This window comes from Bacillus sp. ABR (genome assembly GCF_056172715.1).
In genome coordinates this window covers 605,399-623,415 of sequence record NZ_JAOYSL010000001.1, presented here as the reverse complement: position 1 = coordinate 623,415, position 18,017 = coordinate 605,399, and the positions used below count along the sequence as shown (strand labels likewise).

The following is an 18,017-nucleotide window of genomic DNA, read 5'->3' as shown; positions in this document are numbered from 1 at the left end:
GCATAGAGGTTGTTTTTAAATGATTTATTTTTCTAGAAATTCCTTTAGGCGGTCTTCAAGCTTTTCAGCCGTCATTGCACCTCCGCCCAAGCTGAAGTATTCATCCCCTCTTTTTAATAAAAGTGTAGGATAGCCATTCACATGAAGTTGATGAACCTTCGCAAAGTCAGCATATGCATCATTGAACACTTCTTTTGTTTTCATACGTTCAATGACTGCGTCAGGATCAAGATCATGCGCCAAAGCGATCTCCCGATACGTTTCCTCATCACTCAGACTTTTTCCGTCTTGATAAAAAGCCTTTTGCATCGATGAAGCCAAGTACAATGAACGCTCAGGTGCGATGGATCTTAATGCAGAAAAACCAATGGCCGCAGCCTCAGAGTCTAAAAGAAACGTTCCGTTTGCTAGCAGCTTCTGATAACGTTCACCAAACTCGACACCAGTCAGCTGACTAATACGCTGATTTGCTTCTGGGATGTGTGGATAATCTTTTATCGGTAGACTCCTTTCCCCTACAAATAAACCACCCGACACAAGTGTTAGTGATATCTCCGGATGATTTTCATGCAAAGTGCGGATACTGTTTGAAAATCCATAACACCAGCCACAATACGCATCCCATACATAAATGAAAGACAATTCTTGCTCGTTCATACGTTAGATTCCCCATTTATCATTTTTAGGCGGCCATGAAACTGCTTATTCAGCTTCAGATACAACGGTAAAACGTTCTCCAACATGGGCTGCCTGCTCCACTTCATCAACCAGTGCAATGGCGTAGTCAGCATAGCTTACATAGCTGTCACCTTTAGAATTGACAATTAGATTGTCTTTCCCTTTCACGTATGAACCTGTACGTTTGCCAGCTGGATTAAAGAATGCGGCAGGGCTGAGGAATGTCCATTTTAATCCCTCTGACTGTTGAAGATCTTTTAGATTTTCTCTTTGCTGAGAAGCAGTAGGCACATACTCCTTCGGAAATTCTGGTGTGTCCACAAGTCTTGTTGTTTTCGCCTCATCTACAAATAGACTTCCTGCTCCGCCCACAACGATTAAACGAGTCTCAGGTGTTTCTTTTAAAATATCAATCAGCTTTTTCCCAGCTTCTACGTGAAGATGCTCCTGTCCAGGGGGTGCGCCAAATGCATTCACAATCACATCAAATCCTTTGATGTCATCTGCTTGCAAGTGAAACACATCCTTCTCAAGAACAGCTAGTGATGAATCAGTCATTTTTTGTGCATCTCGGACGATTGCCGTTACTTCATGTCCTCTTGATTGAGCCTCTTTCACAATTTCTTGTCCTGCTTTTCCTGTTGCGCCAATAATTCCAATTTTCATGTTAACTCCTCCTACAATATGGTTTTATGTTGATAAAGAAAGGTGTAACTATTTCGGTTACAACAGAGGTAAAAAAAATTGAATTGATCATCCAATTTTTTTGATTAGCACATGCGTTAGTTCACTTAATTTGATCTCAGCAAGTACTTGCTCCATCGCACTTTGAGCGCGGCATAAAATTAATTCAAGCACCGCTTGAATATTTGCACCGATCGGACAGTCAGGATTTGGGCTTTCATGAATTTGAAACAATTCACCCTCATCTACGACTTCAACCGCTTTATACACATCGAGCAATGTGATGTCGTCTTCACTGCGGTTCAGCTGCGAACCACCTTTGCCAAGACTCGTTGAGATTAGGCCTGCTTTTTTCAATTTACTCATAATGCGGCGGATGACCACTGGGTTTGTATTCACACTTCCTGCGATATCCTCCGATGTCTGTAAAGATCCTTTTTCAAGTGATAGCAAGGCCAGAATATGGACAGCGACAGTAAATCTGCTGCTGATTTTCATGTTTTCTCACCTCTGTTGTAATCATTATAGTTACACCATGTCACATTGTCAACAAAAAAGTCTGCCGAGCTACTCAGCAGACTTAGATTGACGTGCTTCCATTTCTTCCTTCGTATAAATCATACGCATTGGATTTCCTCCAACAAATGAGCCTGCTGGCACATCCTTATGAACAAGTGTACCAGCCGATACGATTGCTCCATCCCCAATGGTCACACCAGGTAAAATAGTGGAATTAGCTCCAATTAAGACTTCATCACCAATATAGACTTCCCCAAGTCTGTACTCTTTAATCAAATACTCATGGGATAAGATGGTTGTGTTATAACCGATTACACTATTTCGACCGACGGTGATTTTCTCAGGAAACATCAGATCAACCATCACCATTAAGGCAAACGCAGTATCCTCGCCGACCTTCATACGAAGAAAAGTTCGGTATATCCAATTTTTCATTCCCATAAACGGCGTGTACCTTGCCATTTGAATAAAAATGAAATTTTTCACCACTTTGAAAAAGGGAACTGTCCGATAGACTTGCCGCAGCGAATTGACCCCTTTTACTGGATATCGATCTGTTTTTCTCAACTTAATCAGCTCCAACAATCGCCAGGAGATCACTCATTTTCTTCAGCATGAAGTCAGGGCGATGCTTTAAAAGGGCCTCTTCTCCTTTAATAGACCAAGCCACACCTGCCGTTTTTGTCCCTGCCGCTTGACCAGACAAAATGTCATGATAATTATCACCAACCATCACCGCTTCATGCGGATCACTGCCAAGCTTTGATAATGCAAGCTGAACAGGCTCCGGATGCGGCTTCTCATTTTGTACATCATCGAGCGTCACAATGACCTCAAAGAACGGCTCTAAACCGGTCAGCTTCAATCCCATTAAAACCGTATCCCGTATCTTCGTTGTGACAATACCGAGCTTAAATCCTCGATCCTGCAGGACTTTCAATGTGTCTAAAACGGTCTCATATTCAGTCACAAGCAGATCATGCTGCTTATGATTAAACGTGCGGTACATCTGAATCATGTCATCCGTCAACTCAGGATCCATCGCAGAGAATGTATCAAACAAGGACGGACCAATGAAATGAAGAATATCCTCACGGCTGTACTGACCAGGGTAATAATGGTCCAGCGTATGCTGAAATGAAGCAATAATTAATTCATTTGTATTGATTAATGTGCCATCTAAATCAAATAGCACTGTGTTGATCGTCGATTCGTTCATATGGCTTCCTTTCTAACAGCTGCATGTTCCCGCTTCCGCCAAATATAGCTAATGGCAGCTGTCAATAAAATTGCAGAAATCAGGCGGATCACAAGAAGCGGCCATACTGGAATACCAAGTGGAATAAAAACCAGCGTATCTTCGACCACCGCATGGCAGGCAACGAGGAAAATAAAAGCTAGGGTTAAGTCCTTTTTACTCACACCGTCCTCTTCCACTGCCTTCATCATCACGCCGGCTCCATACGCCAGACCAATCGTTAATCCAGCCACCATTGTCATAGACGTATTTTCTTTCATCCCAAGCATTCTAGTAAAAGGTGACAGCCACTTAGACAGTGTATGAAGCCAGCCTAAATCTCTCATGAATTGAATGATGATCATGAGCGGGATAACGATACAGGCAAGCTGCAGCACACCGAGTACTGCTTTTTGTATAGCAAGAAGAACGATCATGTACCAGCTGGAAGGCACATCAGCCGCCTGAGCTGCACTCAAAAGTCCATATTGCGCCGGCTCCTCGCCTCCCTGCCAAACGAGATGAATGACAATAGCAGAAATAACAGCAAGACTGATTCTAACCAGCAAAATCACAGATACTCTCAGTCCAACCTTTGCCGCCACTGTCGATTCGATGATCAGGTTATGGCAAAAGGACAGCATCACTGCCAAAATAAACACTTCCTTCACAGGAAGCTCTAATGTCAAAATGGCTGCAATTCCCGCATACAAATTCAGCATGTTTCCTAATACAAGCGGAATCGCTGCTTCCCCCGAAAGACCAAACAGCCCCATAAATGGCTGAATGAATCGGATAATCCAATCCATGACAGGCGTATGCTGCAAGATACTGACGAGAATAGTTACTGGAAAGATAACTTTGCCAAGAGTCCAAGTTGTCGATAGCCCTGCTTTCAAGCCGTTTTTCCATGTCTCTCTCATCTCTTCTCATCCCCCCTGCTTAATTCGATGAATTGTTCTCTTTATACGGAATTGATGCGTATCCTTTCATTCTTCTAAAGAAAATCAGTAGAACAGCCACTGCGAATATCGCAATCGAAATCATCTGTGCGATTCGAAGATGTTCTGTCAGCATTAAGCTGTCTGTTCTCATCCCTTCAATGAAGAAACGGCCGATTGAATACCAAATTAAATAAGACAAGAAAATTTCGCCTCTCCGCAGCGAAGTTCTCCGTAATAAAATCAATATGACAACACCGGCAAGATTCCATAATGATTCGTATAAGAACGTCGGGTGATAATAGGTACCATCAATATACATTTGATTAATGATAAACTCAGGCAGATGCAAATTTTCTAAAAAGGCTCTTGAAACCGCCTCACCATGCGCTTCTTGGTTAATAAAGTTCCCCCAGCGCCCAATTGCCTGCCCTAGTAAAATACTAGGTGCTGCGACATCAGCTATTTTCCAAAACGATACCTTTCTCACTTTTGTAAAAACGATGGCTGTCAGCACAGCACCAATCAGCCCGCCGTGAATCGCAATTCCACCATTCCAGATTTTAATGATTTCGTTTGGATGCTGCTGATAGTAATCCCATTCGAAGGATACATAATAAATTCGGGCACAAATAATCGCGATTGGAATGGCGAATAAGATTAAGTCAATAAACAGATCTTTATTGATTCCTCTTTTTTCACATTCTCTCAGTGCGAGCCAGAGTCCAAGCAAGGCTCCGACCCCAATAATCACACCATACCAATGAACCGAAATAGGTCCGAGCTGAAAAGCGATCGGATCAATTGGCTGAATTGCTTCGTTCATATAGTCAACTCCTATTCATCTTGGCCATTGTCTTCAATGACATCGGCAAGTTTACTTGTAAATTGTTCTGCTGCATTATGCCCCATACGTTTCAGCCTGAAGTTCATCGCAGCCACTTCAATGATAACCGCTAAGTTTCGACCTGGCCGCACAGGGATCGTCAGCTTCGGCACATCTGTATCAATAATTCTCATTTTCTCTTCTTCAAGTCCTAAACGATCATACTGTTTGCCTTGTTCCCAAAGCTCCAGATTCATCACAATCGTAATTCTCTTATAACTTCTGACAGCGCCTGCTCCAAATAAGGTCATCACATTAATAATGCCTAACCCGCGGATTTCTAAAAGATGTTCAATCAGCTCTGGTGCACTTCCGACTAACGTATCCTGATCCTCTTGACGGATTTCTACGCAATCGTCTGCAACAAGGCGATGTCCCCTCTTCACTAATTCTAAGGCTGTTTCACTTTTTCCTACTCCGCTTTTCCCAATTAATAATACACCTACACCATATACATCGACGAGCACACCATGAATGGCAGTCGTTGGTGCCAGCTTACTTTCTAAAAAGTTGGTCAATCGACTTGAAAGTCTTGTCGTTTTTAGGCTAGATCGTAAAACGGGCACGCCATTTTCATTTGATGCTTCGATTAATTCCTTCGGCACATCACGATCTCGAGACAAAATAATGGCAGGGGTAATATCTGTACAAAGAGACATCATTCTCTGCTTTCGTTCGCGTTCTGGGAGCTGTTCAAAAAAAGAAAGCTCTGTTTTCCCTAAAAGTTGAACTCTTTCTTTTGGGTAATATGTAAAATAACCAGCCATTTCAATACCTGGTCTGGAAAGATCACTGATTGTAATGGGACGATTAATCCCTTCTTCCCCACTTACCAGTTCAAGATGAAATTGTTCCATTATGTCCTTCGTACGAACTTTCGGCACGCTTCTTCCTCCTTTTATCACAGGCGATTCAGAAATACAGCTCTATTTTATCACTTTCAATGATGAACCCAAAACAGTATTTTATCCTGTTCCTGTTTCACCGCCCTCACTGGTATAGACAACTATACTTAAAAAGAGTAAACTTAAATGAAAGATAACGAATAAGGGGGCTCAAACATGAGCGGTTCTTTATTGCTCTCCAATATTCATATTGTGACTAAGACAAAGATCATTGAAAACGGTTTTGTCGGTTTACGCGATGGCAAGATTGACTATATTTCAACATCACCACCGACAGGAAATTATGAAAAAGTATATATTTCCCGGGAAAACTTTTATTTACTCCCTGGAATGATTGATATTCACATCCATGGTGGATATGGTGCAGACATGATGGATGCGACAGCAGAAGCGATGAATACACTCGCTGACAACCTTCCATCAGAAGGAACGACAAGTTTTTTAGCGACAACCATTACACAAAACCATCATGAGATTGAGCAGGCACTTAAAAATGTCGCTCAGTGGAAACAAAGTAATGAAGAACAAGCAGGAAGTCAGGCACAATGTCTAGGAATCCACCTAGAAGGTCCATTTATTTCTAAAGATAAGGCAGGGGCACAGCCTGTTCAATGGATTAAACAGCCCGATATTCCGCTTTTTAAAAAATGGCTGGATGCAGCTGAACAGCTAATTCGAATAGTCACGTTTGCGCCTGAGGAAGACACACATTTTGCTTTTCTGTCCCTGTTACAGGAAAAGAACATGATCCCTTCTATTGGACATACGAATGCCCATCACGACATGATAAATTTAGCAGCTAAGCATGGTGCACGCCATGTAACGCACCTTTATAATGCACTGAGTTCGTTTCAGCATCGTGAACCGAACGCTGTAGGTGCTGCTCTTACGAATGAGAACCTTTATACCGAGCTGATCACAGATGGGATTCACTCCCATCCTCTTTCCATCAAGCTTGCGTATTTGGCAAAAGGAAGTGATCGTTTAATCATGATCACAGACTCGATGCGTGCAAAAGGGCTCGGTAATGGAACGTACGAATTTGGCGGTCAGACGGTCACAGTCAGCGGCGAAAAAGCATTGCTGGAAGATGGTACACTTGCAGGATCGATTTTGCGAATGAAAGATGGCGTCAAACGGATGAAACAGCTCACAAATTGTGAGTGGACAGAGATTGCGAAGATGACCTCAACCAATGCAGCCGCTCAGCTGGGACTTGATCAACAGCTCGGTTCCATCGAAATTGGAAAACTAGCAGATTTGGTGATTTGGGATGAATCTGGTGAACTGATGATGACGATCTGCCGTGGACAAATCGTCTTTGAAAAAAAGGAGGCCAACCACTAATGAACATCATCGAATTTGAAAGCAAGGAGCAATTAGGAAAAGAAGCAGCCGCCATTATTGCACATGCAATAGCTGCTAAACCCGATGCCGTACTCGGCCTAGCAACGGGCGGTACACCTATTGATACTTACAAAGAGTTAATTAAACTTCATCAAGCACATCAATTGTCTTTCAAGCAAACAAAAACAATCAATTTAGATGAATATGCAGGGCTTGATCCAGAACACGAAAATAGTTATATGACCTATATGAAACGTCATTTATTTGACTATATTGATCTCCCTCAGAGTCAGTATTTTCTTCCAAATGGCAATGCAGCTCACTTAGAAAAGGAATGCTTAAGATATGACCAGCTTATTGAGGATGTAGGTGGCATCGATCTTCAGCTCCTTGGAATTGGTCAAAATGGACATATCGGTTTTAACGAACCTGGTACCCCTTTCAACTCAAAGACTCATGTCGTGCAATTAGATGAGAACACGAGACAGGCTAACGCAAGATACTTTTCTTCTATTGATGAGGTACCTACTCATGCGATCACAATGGGAATTGCGAGCATTCTTTCAAGTAAAAAGATTCTCCTTCTTGCTTCGGGAAAATCAAAAGCGAAAGTGATACAATATTTAGAACAGGCAGAGATTCATCCAGACTTCCCAGCATCTGCACTGAAACTCCATGAAGATGTAACAGTTTTGATTGATCGAGAAGCTGGATCACTACGCTAAAAACGAGAGGATTTTCACATGTTTATTGATAAGCAGTCACCTATTCCGATGTACCATCAGATTATGGAGAACTTGAAAAAGCAGATTGAGGATGGAACATTAGCACCTGATACACTCATTCCTTCTGAAAGAGAATATGCCGAACGCTTTGGTATTAGTCGAATGACTGTCAGACAAGCCTTATCGAATCTTGTGAACGAAGGATATTTGTATCGACAAAAAGGTAAAGGCACCTTTGTTAGCCGAAAAAAATTTGAACAGCCGCTTCAAGGCTTAACAAGCTTTTCAGAGGATATGCGGCAGCGAGGGCTCAAAGCATCAAGCCAGCTGATTGACTTCAAAAAAACCGCATGTCCAGAGCACTTGCTGACAGCCTTACAACTGTCAACTAGTGATGATGTCTTTGAACTAAAACGGATACGCCTTGCAAATGATGAACCGATGGCGATTGAAACGAGCTATATCCCTGAAAGATTTGCAGGAGATTTAACAAAGGAACATTTAACTGGCTCTTTATATGAATATATAGAAACTCACACTGGTCATGTCATTGCTCATGCCAAACAGGAGCTTGAAGCCAATGTTGCCTCAAAGGAAGAAGCACACTTGCTGTCTATTTCAACAGGCGATCCTGTACTGTCCATAACAAGAACGACTTTTTTTCAACAAGACGTTCCATTTGAGTATGTAGTTTCCGTTTATAGAGGGGATCGTTACAAGCTCATTCATACAATGGAAAGATAAACAGTGCCCCTGACACGGAGCACTGTTTTTTTATTTCCTAAGAAATTTTGTTTCGTCATCATCTTTTGTATGAATTTTCCATATTGGTGAAATGGCTTTTCCTTGGAAACGATCTTTTGCTACAGTGTACCAATAATAATCTTCATTTGGCTTTAAGCCCTTCCACTCAAAGCTCGCTTTTTTGCCGCTTTTTACGCCGCGCGCTTCTCCTAAAAGAACATTCGTGTACACATTGAGTTCAAAATAATTGGTTTTGACAGATTTCATTTTCGGTGTCAAATCCACATCGATTGAAAATTCATCTTGATCTCCATACGTTTTAGGATCGTAAAAATGCTCTTTATTCAAGTAAGGTGAATATGTTGTAAAATGAAGTTGATTTTTTTCTTGATCCGCTGTTATGACCCTCATAAACCCTTGCCCACCTTCAGGTCCTGACTGATAATCGGCAAGTATTTGATATACTTTCCTGTCTGCTTTTCCATCATGGTCATCATCAAGCTCATCTACTTTCCTGCTGGCTCCATGGTAGTGGCCGCTAAATACTGCCACAATATTAGGATGGCGTTTCACCACTTGGTGGAAGATGAGCTCGCCAATCGGGCTTCGGTTGCCGCTCACTAACAAATACTCATGGAAATTTAAAATGACAATACGATCTGGATGCTCAGAAATCACGCGGTTTAACCAATCAATTTCATCCTGCTTAATCCCCCAGCCCATGTACACCATCATATAATCATTGCCGCCGGCAGAGATGAGATCATAATGACCTTTATTGTTTCGATAGGATTCACCATAGTAAGGCTTATCAGCAAAGCGTTTTTCCCCGAAATATTTCCCGTATTCCGCATATAAACCGTCCTTGTGTCTAACATCATGATTTCCTGCTAAAACACCATAGGGAATGTGATTCTCATCTAATACACGCATAAATGTATCAGCACGGTGCCATTGCTTATCCTTTGAATCATCCACAATATCGCCTGTATGGAACACATATTGAATGTTTAATTTCTCCCTCTGATCTCTGATCCATTCGACCATTTGTTTAAAGATATGAGGATAGCTCTTTGCATAATATTGAGTGTCAGACATCCACACCATCTTATACGGCTTTTGCGATTTGCTGATTTCATCCTGTACTAGCAAATCAAACGTTTGATTCCTCATGTACTGTCTCACTGACAGCAGCCCTTTTAGGTAAAATTCCTTTTGATCCTTCGCAAAGTGATGAGTGATTTTATCCCACTTTTCCTGCTGGTGATTCCATGCGTACATTGTCACCTTTCTCCCCGACAATGAACTCCCTTTCCATACAGCTTCGACGACATCCTTTTCGCGCACATCATGATGAACCTTAATTTGAAAACGATGATAAGGAAAACGTTGTAAATCCTTCGTTTCAACTGCCTTCCCATCAACAAATGCAATGCGGTTCCTTTCTTGATCAGAAAAAATCATTTCTCCTTTTTGAAGAAAACTCTTTGGCGGCTCTGTCTCTGCTGCATACTTAAAAATCTTCATTGAAGGATGCAGCGATGTATATTGATAGGCACGATAAAAAGAGTAATCTAACTTATCATTGGTTGGATCCTTGGTTAGCACAGTTTGCTTTGATGATTTCATTTTCGTCTTATCTGCCACCCGTTCTGGTGTTTCTGGATGCTCATGTACGGTCTTGAACTCTTTTTTCAACGTCGACATGTTCCCAGCAGCGTCTTTTGCTTTGATCATAAACGTGTGCTTCCCAGGCTTTAATTCACTAGAGGACGTCTGATATGGCAAAGAAACTGGTTTGCCATCTACATACGCCTTCAACTCCTCTATGTCACTCCAGCGATCCGTTACTTTTGCTTTTAATGTAAAGGCGCCTTTATATTGATCCTTTGCTTGTACGTTGGTCTTAATTCTCGGCCCAGTGTTATCAACTTTCACACGTACTGAAGCATGCTCGTCTGAGGTTTTGGCCTCAATTAGGTGTGGCCCTTCTTTCAGCCTTTTTGTATCCCACTTTATATAGGTTGAGACATAAGCCTCTTTTGGAATCTCAAATTGAAACGTTCTAACCTTTTTTGCGTTCCCGCTGTCTCCCATTCTCCATTCCTTTTGCGGCTTCGCATTGATTGGCTGAATTTGTGTTCCATTCGATAAGATCATCCTGACGTTTTTCAATTCAAAATCATCATGATTCTCTCCAGGGAGCCTGTCTATCGGAGAAGACTTTGTGCCAGCGTGGAATGAGATCGTTTGGAGACCTGCCTTTTTTATCTCTTCTTCTGGTATTGGCATTGTATAGGTACGGTACACTTTTGTCGAATCATCAAAAACAGAAAGTAAACGCTTACCTATAGACACCCCATTTTTAAAATATAAATTTGTTCCTTTGACATCAAATGCGATATATGGATCTGCTTCAAGGGCAGCGGATACTTGCTGATTCCGTTTTCCATCAATCCGTAATTCGATGCTTTTTTTCTGATCAGACGTTGCCTTTAATGAAAATAACCCTGAAACCGTATCTCCCTCTTCTACATTGAATCGGAGACCGTGGGCTTTGCTAACCTGCTCAACATCAACCGTTTTTTTCAACGTTTTGGCTTCATTTTCGCCATCTGACGCTTCAAGCTGATATTCCAATTGTTCCTTCCCAATCAACTCAGGTGAATAAATAATATGATGAAATAACCGGTCATTTTGGTCTTTTTGCAGCAGTATTTCCTTGAACGCTTCTTTTCGATTCGTTCGATAACGCAGCTTGACGGTTTTCACGGCCTGATCATCCTGGACATCTGCTTTAATCTCTACGCTTTCAGTTGGTTTCACCGGTTTCCTTATCGTCATATCTTCAATCACAGGTTTATGGATATCTTGAGAAATTTCCTTTTTCTCAGATGGAATTTGTGCTTTTAGCACTTTACCTGGAGTGGGCTCTTCCTCAATTTTCGAAATCAGCTTCGTCTGCGTCGTACCATCCATTGGATACTTAAACAGCAAGGATTTATGCTCGCTAAACCATGATGGCTTCAAACGAAATGCGGCAGAAGAAATCTCTTCACCTATATTTGTTGTGATCGAAACAAGACGAGATTTAGAGTTGGACAGCCCTTTGCTCTCGATAATGGTTAGATGCTCGCCCTCTTTTAATTGGCTTTTGTACATGGCATTAAAGTCCGCTACAGTTAAATGCTCCTGCCCTTTTTTTCTCAGCCAAAAAACATAAGGTTTTCCAGGTGAAATGGTGATTGGATTTTTATGAAAGGAATATACATCATCCAATTCGATACCCTGTGTGGGATTGCGGTAGCGGAGCTGATAATGTTTAAGTGAGATAGGCGCATGTGTCGTGTTATACACTTCGATAAACTCAAAAGCATCTTTGCCTTTTCGGTTTTTTGAATTAACGACAATTTCTGTGATGAATAAGTCCGGAATATGCGAAAGATCCTCTTCAAATCCATTTAAATGAACCGATTTCTCTGCTGTTTTGATCACTGATTTTTGCGTAAGGAACTCAGTATAGTAATGAACGGTTGGATTCCATAATTGATCTGGCGGAATTTTCGCTGTAAATTCTGGCTTCATTCCGGGCAGCCGTTCCATTGGAATCAAGCGATACCCCAGTTCATCACTTTGTTTATAATACAAGTTCGCAGACAAAATCTGTTCTTGGTCACTAATGGACGCACGAAACTGAAGGTCATGGCTTTTTCCTTGAACCGGGCGGACATCCACATGAAATTGATCAAAGATAAAAGGCGAAAAAGGCTTGTCCGGTACATTCACTTCTGTTTGAAGAAAAGGCCTTGCTGAAGCAGGCTGACTGAAACAAAAAAGAATGATAAAAAAACATAAAAGCATGATTTGTCTGCTCACGTTCACCATCTTGCACCGCCTCCCTTCGGATATTGTGTCTCCTGAAGGTGGTTTTTATGTCAGATGGAACGGAGAAACGATACAAATTTGCACAAAAAAACCGTTAGCTTTTTTTCGCTAACGGCTCTACGATTCCTTTTTGTATCAACAGATGGAAAATGGACAAAATAACAGCCATCCAAATGGCCGTTCCGAATCCATCAATGTTAAAGCTATCTCCCATAAAGCTCGATGTCATCATGAGTGTAATGGCATTGATGACAAATAAGAACAATCCTAGAGAAAGGACGGTCACTGGAAGCGTTAAAATGATCAAAAACGGCTTCACTAAAATATTGAGCAAGGACAAAATGATACTTGCCACAATGGCTGCGCCAAACCCTTCAATATACACGCTCCCGAGCCCAGGCAGAATGCCTGAATCAAAATATCCAGCAATGACGATTAAAAGTAATGCATTTACTAAAATACTGACGATCCATCTAAGCATTTATTTAGTGCCTTCTTCCGGAACAACAAAATACCAAATGAAGTAGATCAGAAAGATCGGCATAAATGCTGTCAAAAATCCGATGATGACTGTTAAAATGCGAAGCAGCGATGCATCAACACTTAAATATTCCGCAAGTCCACCAACAACACCCGCTATTTTTTTATCTGTTGCTGAACGATAAAGCTTCTTCATGTAGAATCACTCCTTGTCTGATTGGTGCTTTACTTGTATTGAGCCTGTTTTTGTTTCTGCAAAAATGGATATACTGTGTGCCGCTTGTTGATTGGCTTTGATCATTTTCTCTTTTTGTAATGTTTCATTTTTTTCTTTAATCATCTCTACATCAAGTAAATCGTGAGAGATAGACCCGAGATTGCTTTTCAGCTCAGCGGTCACTGCACATGCGCGCGGGATCTGAACGTCCACACTGCCTGTTGTCGTTTTCGCATAGATGGAACGGCACTTTTCATCTGACAGCTGAACCGCAATATTTCCGTTAAAGCTTTGGGCATCAATTGATTCACTTTTCCCGCGCAGGTCTATGAGCCCATTGATGGTTTCTACTTCAATCATACCACACTCGTGATCTGCCAGTTTGATTTGTCCGTTTGCTGTTTCAATTCCGACTTTTTCTGCCTGTAACGAGGCAAAAGAGACAACACCATTTGTGGTTTTCGCGGCAAGTTCTTTTGTCTTTAGCTTTTCCCCGCGAATCGGCCCATTAAACAGCTTGACCTTGATCTTATCGTATTGGATACGCGGTACGTATAAAGTAACATTGACTTTCATCGTCTTCTTTTCGGTTCGAATAAAAAATTTATCCCCTTCAAGCCCGCAGTCCAATTGATTGAGAAATTGCTGCCTTGCCTGCTCTCCATCCTCTGCACGGTAGATTTTCGCATGACACTCTGCTCGAATATCTCGATCGTCCCAAGGCATCACGTTGAGGCTGCCGTTCGCTAATTGAATATCTAAATGAGAGAGCGATGCGTCTTTGAACTGAAAAATATGCTCAACATCAACGGACTGTCCAAAGTTCAAATCAAGATCCACGTCTTTTACCTTTTTCACCGCAGTATCTAACCAGCCAAACAGCTTTGCCCCAAGATTTTCGGTGCCGTTTCCTTTACTCTCTGCTCCAGCTTTTTCTTCATGAAAGGTGTGATCATCCGTAGACTTTTCTAATGAGACGGACTGACCTTCTTCTAATTTTTCTAACAGCGTAATTGCTTCTTTTGCTGATAATACCCCGTCTTCTACTAATTTTAAAATTCGTTCTTTTTCATTCATACAAAGCCCTCCTAAGATTTGATGGATTGAAGTACTTTAATACCTTGAATGATATTCCAAATGACAGAGATCAAAAAGCCAATGGCTACTAAAAAAGACAAGATGAACACCGTCATGACTGGAATGAGCGAGTCGCCTGCCTGTGTCGCCAATAAAAACGGGATAGACCCAAAAACCAATAGAATGCATGCTGCGACCGGCAAAAGATGTGACCATAATGCCCGCATCGCATGCCGTTTCGTTTCCTTTTGGTCTACTACAAAAACCGCCACGATCGGTACGATAAACGGCATAAAAAATACACTAAAGTAACAAATAGAAGCAATAATCGACTGATCTCTATTCATATATATTCGCTCCTTCATAACGAAAATTCCTTTCTAACTCATACGTTTATTGCGTATAAAAAGTTTCAAAATCATTCGATTTACATATGACCTTAGACACAAATTATTTCTTTTTGCACCTAAGAGTAGATTCTTCACAGATTACCCTTTAAAATATGTTGAAAAGATGGTGATTATCATTATAGGGGGTAATTATTTTGACAGATCATCATAATTCAAACCACACGGCTCAAACGCTTTTAGACCTTATACAGAAACAGAAAAGCATGAACAGCGATATGATCAAGGAGCTTGAGACCATTCATCCGTCTCATCCAAAGTATGGTGATATCCGTTATTTAAAGGTACTGCTCGACAGCAGCAGCACGCATATTTTAAAGGATTTAACGCACCTCAGTAATTTAATGCCGAAGGAAGATGTGCAATAAAAGAAAAACCCCTCGATAAAAAGAGGGGTTTTCTTTATGAAGAAGTCACACTTTCTGTTTCTTTGACCAGCTGTTTCATACGCTTACGGTCACGCTCTAAAATAGGCTTCAAGTATTGGCCTGTGTAAGATGCTTCTTCTTTTGCAATGTCCTCAGGAGTGCCAGAGGCAATGATCGTTCCGCCGCCTGCACCGCCTTCTGGTCCGAGATCAACGAGGTAATCAGCAGCCTTGATAATGTCAAGGTTGTGCTCAATGACCAGCACCGTATCACCGTTCTCAACCAAACGCTGAAGCACTTTTAATAAACGGGCAATATCATCCACATGCAGACCTGTTGTCGGCTCGTCCAAAATGTAAAGAGACCTTCCGTTTGAACGGCGGTGAAGCTCAGATGCCAATTTCACGCGCTGCGCCTCTCCTCCGGACAATGTCGTTGCAGGCTGTCCAAGTGTAATGTATCCAAGCCCCACATCATAAATCGTTTGAAGCTTCCGCTTAATTTTCGGGATATTCTCGAAAAATTGGAGTGCGTCCTCCACCGTCATTTCCAGCACATCAGCAATGTTCTTCCCTTTATATGTGACCTCAAGAGTTTCACGGTTATAACGTTTCCCGTGACACACTTCACAAGGTACATACACATCTGGCAAAAAGTGCATTTCAATTTTAATGATGCCATCCCCGCGGCACGCCTCACAGCGCCCGCCTTTGACGTTAAAACTGAATCTGCCTTTTTTATAACCTCTTACCTTTGCTTCGTTGGTTTGTGCAAACACATCCCGCACATCATCAAAGACACCTGTATACGTGGCAGGGTTCGATCTCGGTGTACGGCCAATTGGAGATTGATCAATATCAATGACCTTATCCAAATGATCCATTCCTTTGATTTCTTTGTGCTGCCCTGGCTTCGCCTTCGCTCTGTGCAATTTTTGTGAAAGTGATTTTAATAGAATTTCATTCACAAGCGTACTTTTCCCTGAGCCGGATACTCCAGTCACAGCTGTAAAGACGCCAAGAGGAAACTTCGCATTCACGTTTTTCAGGTTGTTTTCTTTTGCACCTTTTATCTCAATATAGCGGCCGTCAGGCTTTCTTCTCTCGATTGGCAGCGGAATAAATTTCTCACCTGATAAATATTGTCCTGTTAATGATTTCGGATCCTTCATGACTTCTTCTGGCGTTCCAGCTGAAATCACTTCTCCTCCATGAACTCCTGCTCCAGGTCCAATATCTATTAAATAATCAGCGGCAAGCATGGTATCTTCATCATGCTCGACGACAATCAGTGTGTTCCCGATGTCGCGCATGTTTTTCAACGTCCCAATCAACCGGTCATTATCGCGCTGATGCAGACCAATGGATGGTTCATCTAATATATAAAGAACACCTGTCAGCCTTGACCCGATTTGAGTGGCCAGACGAATCCGCTGCGCTTCTCCACCTGATAGTGTGCCAGCTGACCGGCTCAAATTCAGATAATCTAATCCCACATTATTTAAGAAAGACAAGCGCTCTTTGATTTCACGCAAAATGAGCTGGGCAATCTGCAAATCTTTCTCAGACAACTCGATTTTTTCATAGAAATCAAGGGCATCAGAGACAGACAAATCGGTGATTTCTCCGATATGCTTGCCATTGATGAGAACCGCCAGCGTTTCTTTTTTCAGACGATATCCTTTACATGTCGGACATGGCTGATTCGCCATATATTTTTCCATTTGCTCACGAATATAATCAGAGCTGGTTTCTTTATAGCGTCGTTCAATATTACGAAGAACACCTTCAAACTCAATTTCATTTTCACGTACCTGTCCAAAATCATTTTCGTATTTAAAATAAATCCGTTCAGATCCGCTTCCATATAAAATTTTATCGAATAAATGCGATGGGATATCTTTCACAGGAATGTCCATGTCGATGCCATAATGTGTACATACGGCCTCAAGAAGCTGAGGATAGTATTGCGAGCTTTGCGGCTCCCATGGTGCAATGGCATGCTGACGTAAAGTCAGATCCTTATTAGGAATGACAAGCTCAGGGTCGACTTCTAGTTTGGAACCGAGCCCATCACAGCTCGGGCAGGCACCAAAAGGACTATTAAATGAAAACATTCTCGGCTCAAGTTCACCAATAGAGAACCCGCAATGCGGACAAGCATGATGTTCGCTGAATAACAGCTCTTCTTGTCCAATCACATCAATCATCACTCGGCCTTCACCTAGCCGCAGCGCGGTTTCAAGTGAGTCAGACAGACGAGCAGCCACGCCTTCCTTCACCACGATACGATCAATAACCACTTCAATGGAATGCTTCTTGTTCTTTTCAAGCTCGATATCTTCTGAAAGGTCTTCCATCTCTCCATCGACTCTCACTCGCACATAGCCCTGCTTCCGAATTTGATCAAGTACTTTCACATGTGTTCCTTTGCGGCCGGAAACAACTGGGGCAAGCACTTGTAATTTCGTTCTTTCAGGATAATCTAAAATACGATCTGTCATCTGCTCAATCGTTTGTGACGTAATTTCAATCCCATGTATAGGACAAATCGGTTTTCCGACTCGAGCATACAAGAGACGCAAATAATCATAAATTTCAGTAACAGTACCAACTGTTGATCTAGGGTTTCGGCTCGTCGTTTTCTGATCAATACTAATCGCCGGAGAAAGACCTTCAATGGCATCTACATCCGGTTTATCCATTTGCCCAAGAAATTGGCGTGCGTACGCTGAAAGAGATTCAACGTACCTGCGCTGACCTTCTGCATAAATGGTATCAAAGGCAAGCGACGATTTTCCTGAACCAGATAACCCCGTAATGACCACTAGCTGGTCACGCGGGATATTCACATCAATATTTTTAAGGTTGTGGGCTCTAGCACCTTTCACCTCTATTCGTTCCATAGCCATCAGGCA

Annotated in this window: 18 protein-coding genes; 4 read left to right on the top strand and 14 right to left on the bottom strand. The window is 41.9% G+C overall.

The window, feature by feature from the left end; all coding sequences use genetic code 11:
- Positions 1–24: 24 nt before the first annotated feature.
- The 8 genes from OIT90_RS03050 to hprK form a co-directional block, all read right to left on the bottom strand.
- Positions 25–657, bottom strand: coding sequence for a DsbA family protein (locus tag OIT90_RS03050; RefSeq protein ID WP_106025585.1), 633 nt, complete (start codon positions 655–657; stop codon positions 25–27).
- A gap of 45 nt (positions 658–702) precedes the next feature.
- A complete protein-coding gene (locus OIT90_RS03045) occupies positions 703–1,344 on the bottom strand; it encodes an NAD(P)-dependent oxidoreductase (protein ID WP_474892239.1) in 642 nt (213 codons plus the stop codon).
- Positions 1,345–1,431: 87 nt separating this feature from the next.
- Positions 1,432–1,860 (bottom strand): Rrf2 family transcriptional regulator, encoded by a 429-nt coding sequence (locus OIT90_RS03040; protein WP_024423567.1) that lies wholly within the window; start codon positions 1,858–1,860, stop codon positions 1,432–1,434.
- Positions 1,861–1,929: 69 nt separating this feature from the next.
- Positions 1,930–2,448, bottom strand: a complete 519-nt coding sequence (locus OIT90_RS03035; RefSeq protein WP_039181684.1) for an acyltransferase — start codon at positions 2,446–2,448, stop codon at positions 1,930–1,932.
- A gap of 1 nt (position 2,449) precedes the next feature.
- A complete protein-coding gene (ppaX, locus tag OIT90_RS03030; RefSeq protein ID WP_106025583.1) occupies positions 2,450–3,100 on the bottom strand; it encodes a pyrophosphatase PpaX in 651 nt (216 codons plus the stop codon).
- A complete protein-coding gene (locus tag OIT90_RS03025; protein WP_039181688.1) occupies positions 3,097–4,041 on the bottom strand; it encodes a nucleoside recognition domain-containing protein in 945 nt (314 codons plus the stop codon). The genes ppaX and OIT90_RS03025 overlap by 4 nt, the downstream gene beginning before the upstream one ends.
- Before the next feature lie 19 nt (positions 4,042–4,060).
- Positions 4,061–4,885, bottom strand: a complete 825-nt coding sequence (lgt, locus tag OIT90_RS03020; RefSeq protein WP_039181691.1) for a prolipoprotein diacylglyceryl transferase — start codon at positions 4,883–4,885, stop codon at positions 4,061–4,063.
- Positions 4,886–4,896: 11 nt separating this feature from the next.
- Positions 4,897–5,829, bottom strand: coding sequence for an HPr(Ser) kinase/phosphatase (hprK, locus tag OIT90_RS03015; protein WP_024423572.1), 933 nt, complete (start codon positions 5,827–5,829; stop codon positions 4,897–4,899).
- A 177-nt stretch (positions 5,830–6,006) separates the two neighbouring features.
- On the opposite strand from hprK, the gene nagA reads away from it, so the two are divergent.
- From nagA to OIT90_RS03000, 3 genes are read left to right on the top strand one after another with little or no spacing between them, the layout of a single operon-like run.
- The gene (gene nagA / locus OIT90_RS03010; protein WP_247543797.1) at positions 6,007–7,197 is read left to right on the top strand and encodes an N-acetylglucosamine-6-phosphate deacetylase; all 1,191 of its coding nucleotides are present in this window, start codon (positions 6,007–6,009) and stop codon (positions 7,195–7,197) included.
- Positions 7,197–7,922 carry a glucosamine-6-phosphate deaminase gene (nagB, locus tag OIT90_RS03005; RefSeq protein WP_216431242.1) on the top strand — a complete coding sequence of 242 codons (726 nt, stop codon included), beginning with the start codon at positions 7,197–7,199 and terminating at the stop codon, positions 7,920–7,922. Before nagA ends, nagB begins: the two co-directional genes overlap by 1 nt.
- 18 nt (positions 7,923–7,940) lie before the next feature.
- Entirely contained in the window at positions 7,941–8,666 is a 726-nt protein-coding gene (locus OIT90_RS03000) for a GntR family transcriptional regulator (protein ID WP_144490021.1), read from the top strand.
- A 30-nt stretch (positions 8,667–8,696) separates the two neighbouring features.
- Here OIT90_RS03000 and OIT90_RS02995 read toward each other — a convergent pair whose 3' ends face one another.
- The 5 genes from OIT90_RS02995 to OIT90_RS02975 form a co-directional block, all read right to left on the bottom strand.
- The gene (locus OIT90_RS02995; protein ID WP_474892238.1) at positions 8,697–12,551 is read right to left on the bottom strand and encodes a lamin tail domain-containing metallophosphoesterase family protein; all 3,855 of its coding nucleotides are present in this window, start codon (positions 12,549–12,551) and stop codon (positions 8,697–8,699) included.
- Between the two features lie 94 nt (positions 12,552–12,645).
- Complete coding sequence (locus OIT90_RS02990; protein WP_024423577.1) at positions 12,646–13,032, bottom strand: phage holin family protein; 387 nt, start codon at positions 13,030–13,032, stop codon at positions 12,646–12,648.
- Positions 13,033–13,227: a PspC domain-containing protein gene (locus OIT90_RS02985; RefSeq protein WP_024423578.1), complete on the bottom strand. Its 195-nt coding sequence runs from the start codon at positions 13,225–13,227 to the stop codon at positions 13,033–13,035.
- Positions 13,228–13,233: 6 nt separating this feature from the next.
- On the bottom strand, positions 13,234–14,325 hold the full coding sequence (locus OIT90_RS02980; RefSeq protein ID WP_474892237.1) for a DUF4097 family beta strand repeat-containing protein: 1,092 nt from the start codon (positions 14,323–14,325) through the stop codon (positions 13,234–13,236).
- A gap of 11 nt (positions 14,326–14,336) precedes the next feature.
- Positions 14,337–14,672, bottom strand: a complete 336-nt coding sequence (locus tag OIT90_RS02975) for a membrane protein (protein ID WP_041088094.1) — start codon at positions 14,670–14,672, stop codon at positions 14,337–14,339.
- Between the two features lie 197 nt (positions 14,673–14,869).
- On the opposite strand from OIT90_RS02975, the gene OIT90_RS02970 reads away from it, so the two are divergent.
- Positions 14,870–15,100 (top strand): hypothetical protein, encoded by a 231-nt coding sequence (locus OIT90_RS02970; RefSeq protein ID WP_034281058.1) that lies wholly within the window; start codon positions 14,870–14,872, stop codon positions 15,098–15,100.
- A gap of 34 nt (positions 15,101–15,134) precedes the next feature.
- Here OIT90_RS02970 and uvrA read toward each other — a convergent pair whose 3' ends face one another.
- Positions 15,135–18,011: an excinuclease ABC subunit UvrA gene (gene uvrA / locus OIT90_RS02965; protein WP_341084669.1), complete on the bottom strand. Its 2,877-nt coding sequence runs from the start codon at positions 18,009–18,011 to the stop codon at positions 15,135–15,137.
- Positions 18,012–18,017 lie beyond the last annotated feature (6 nt).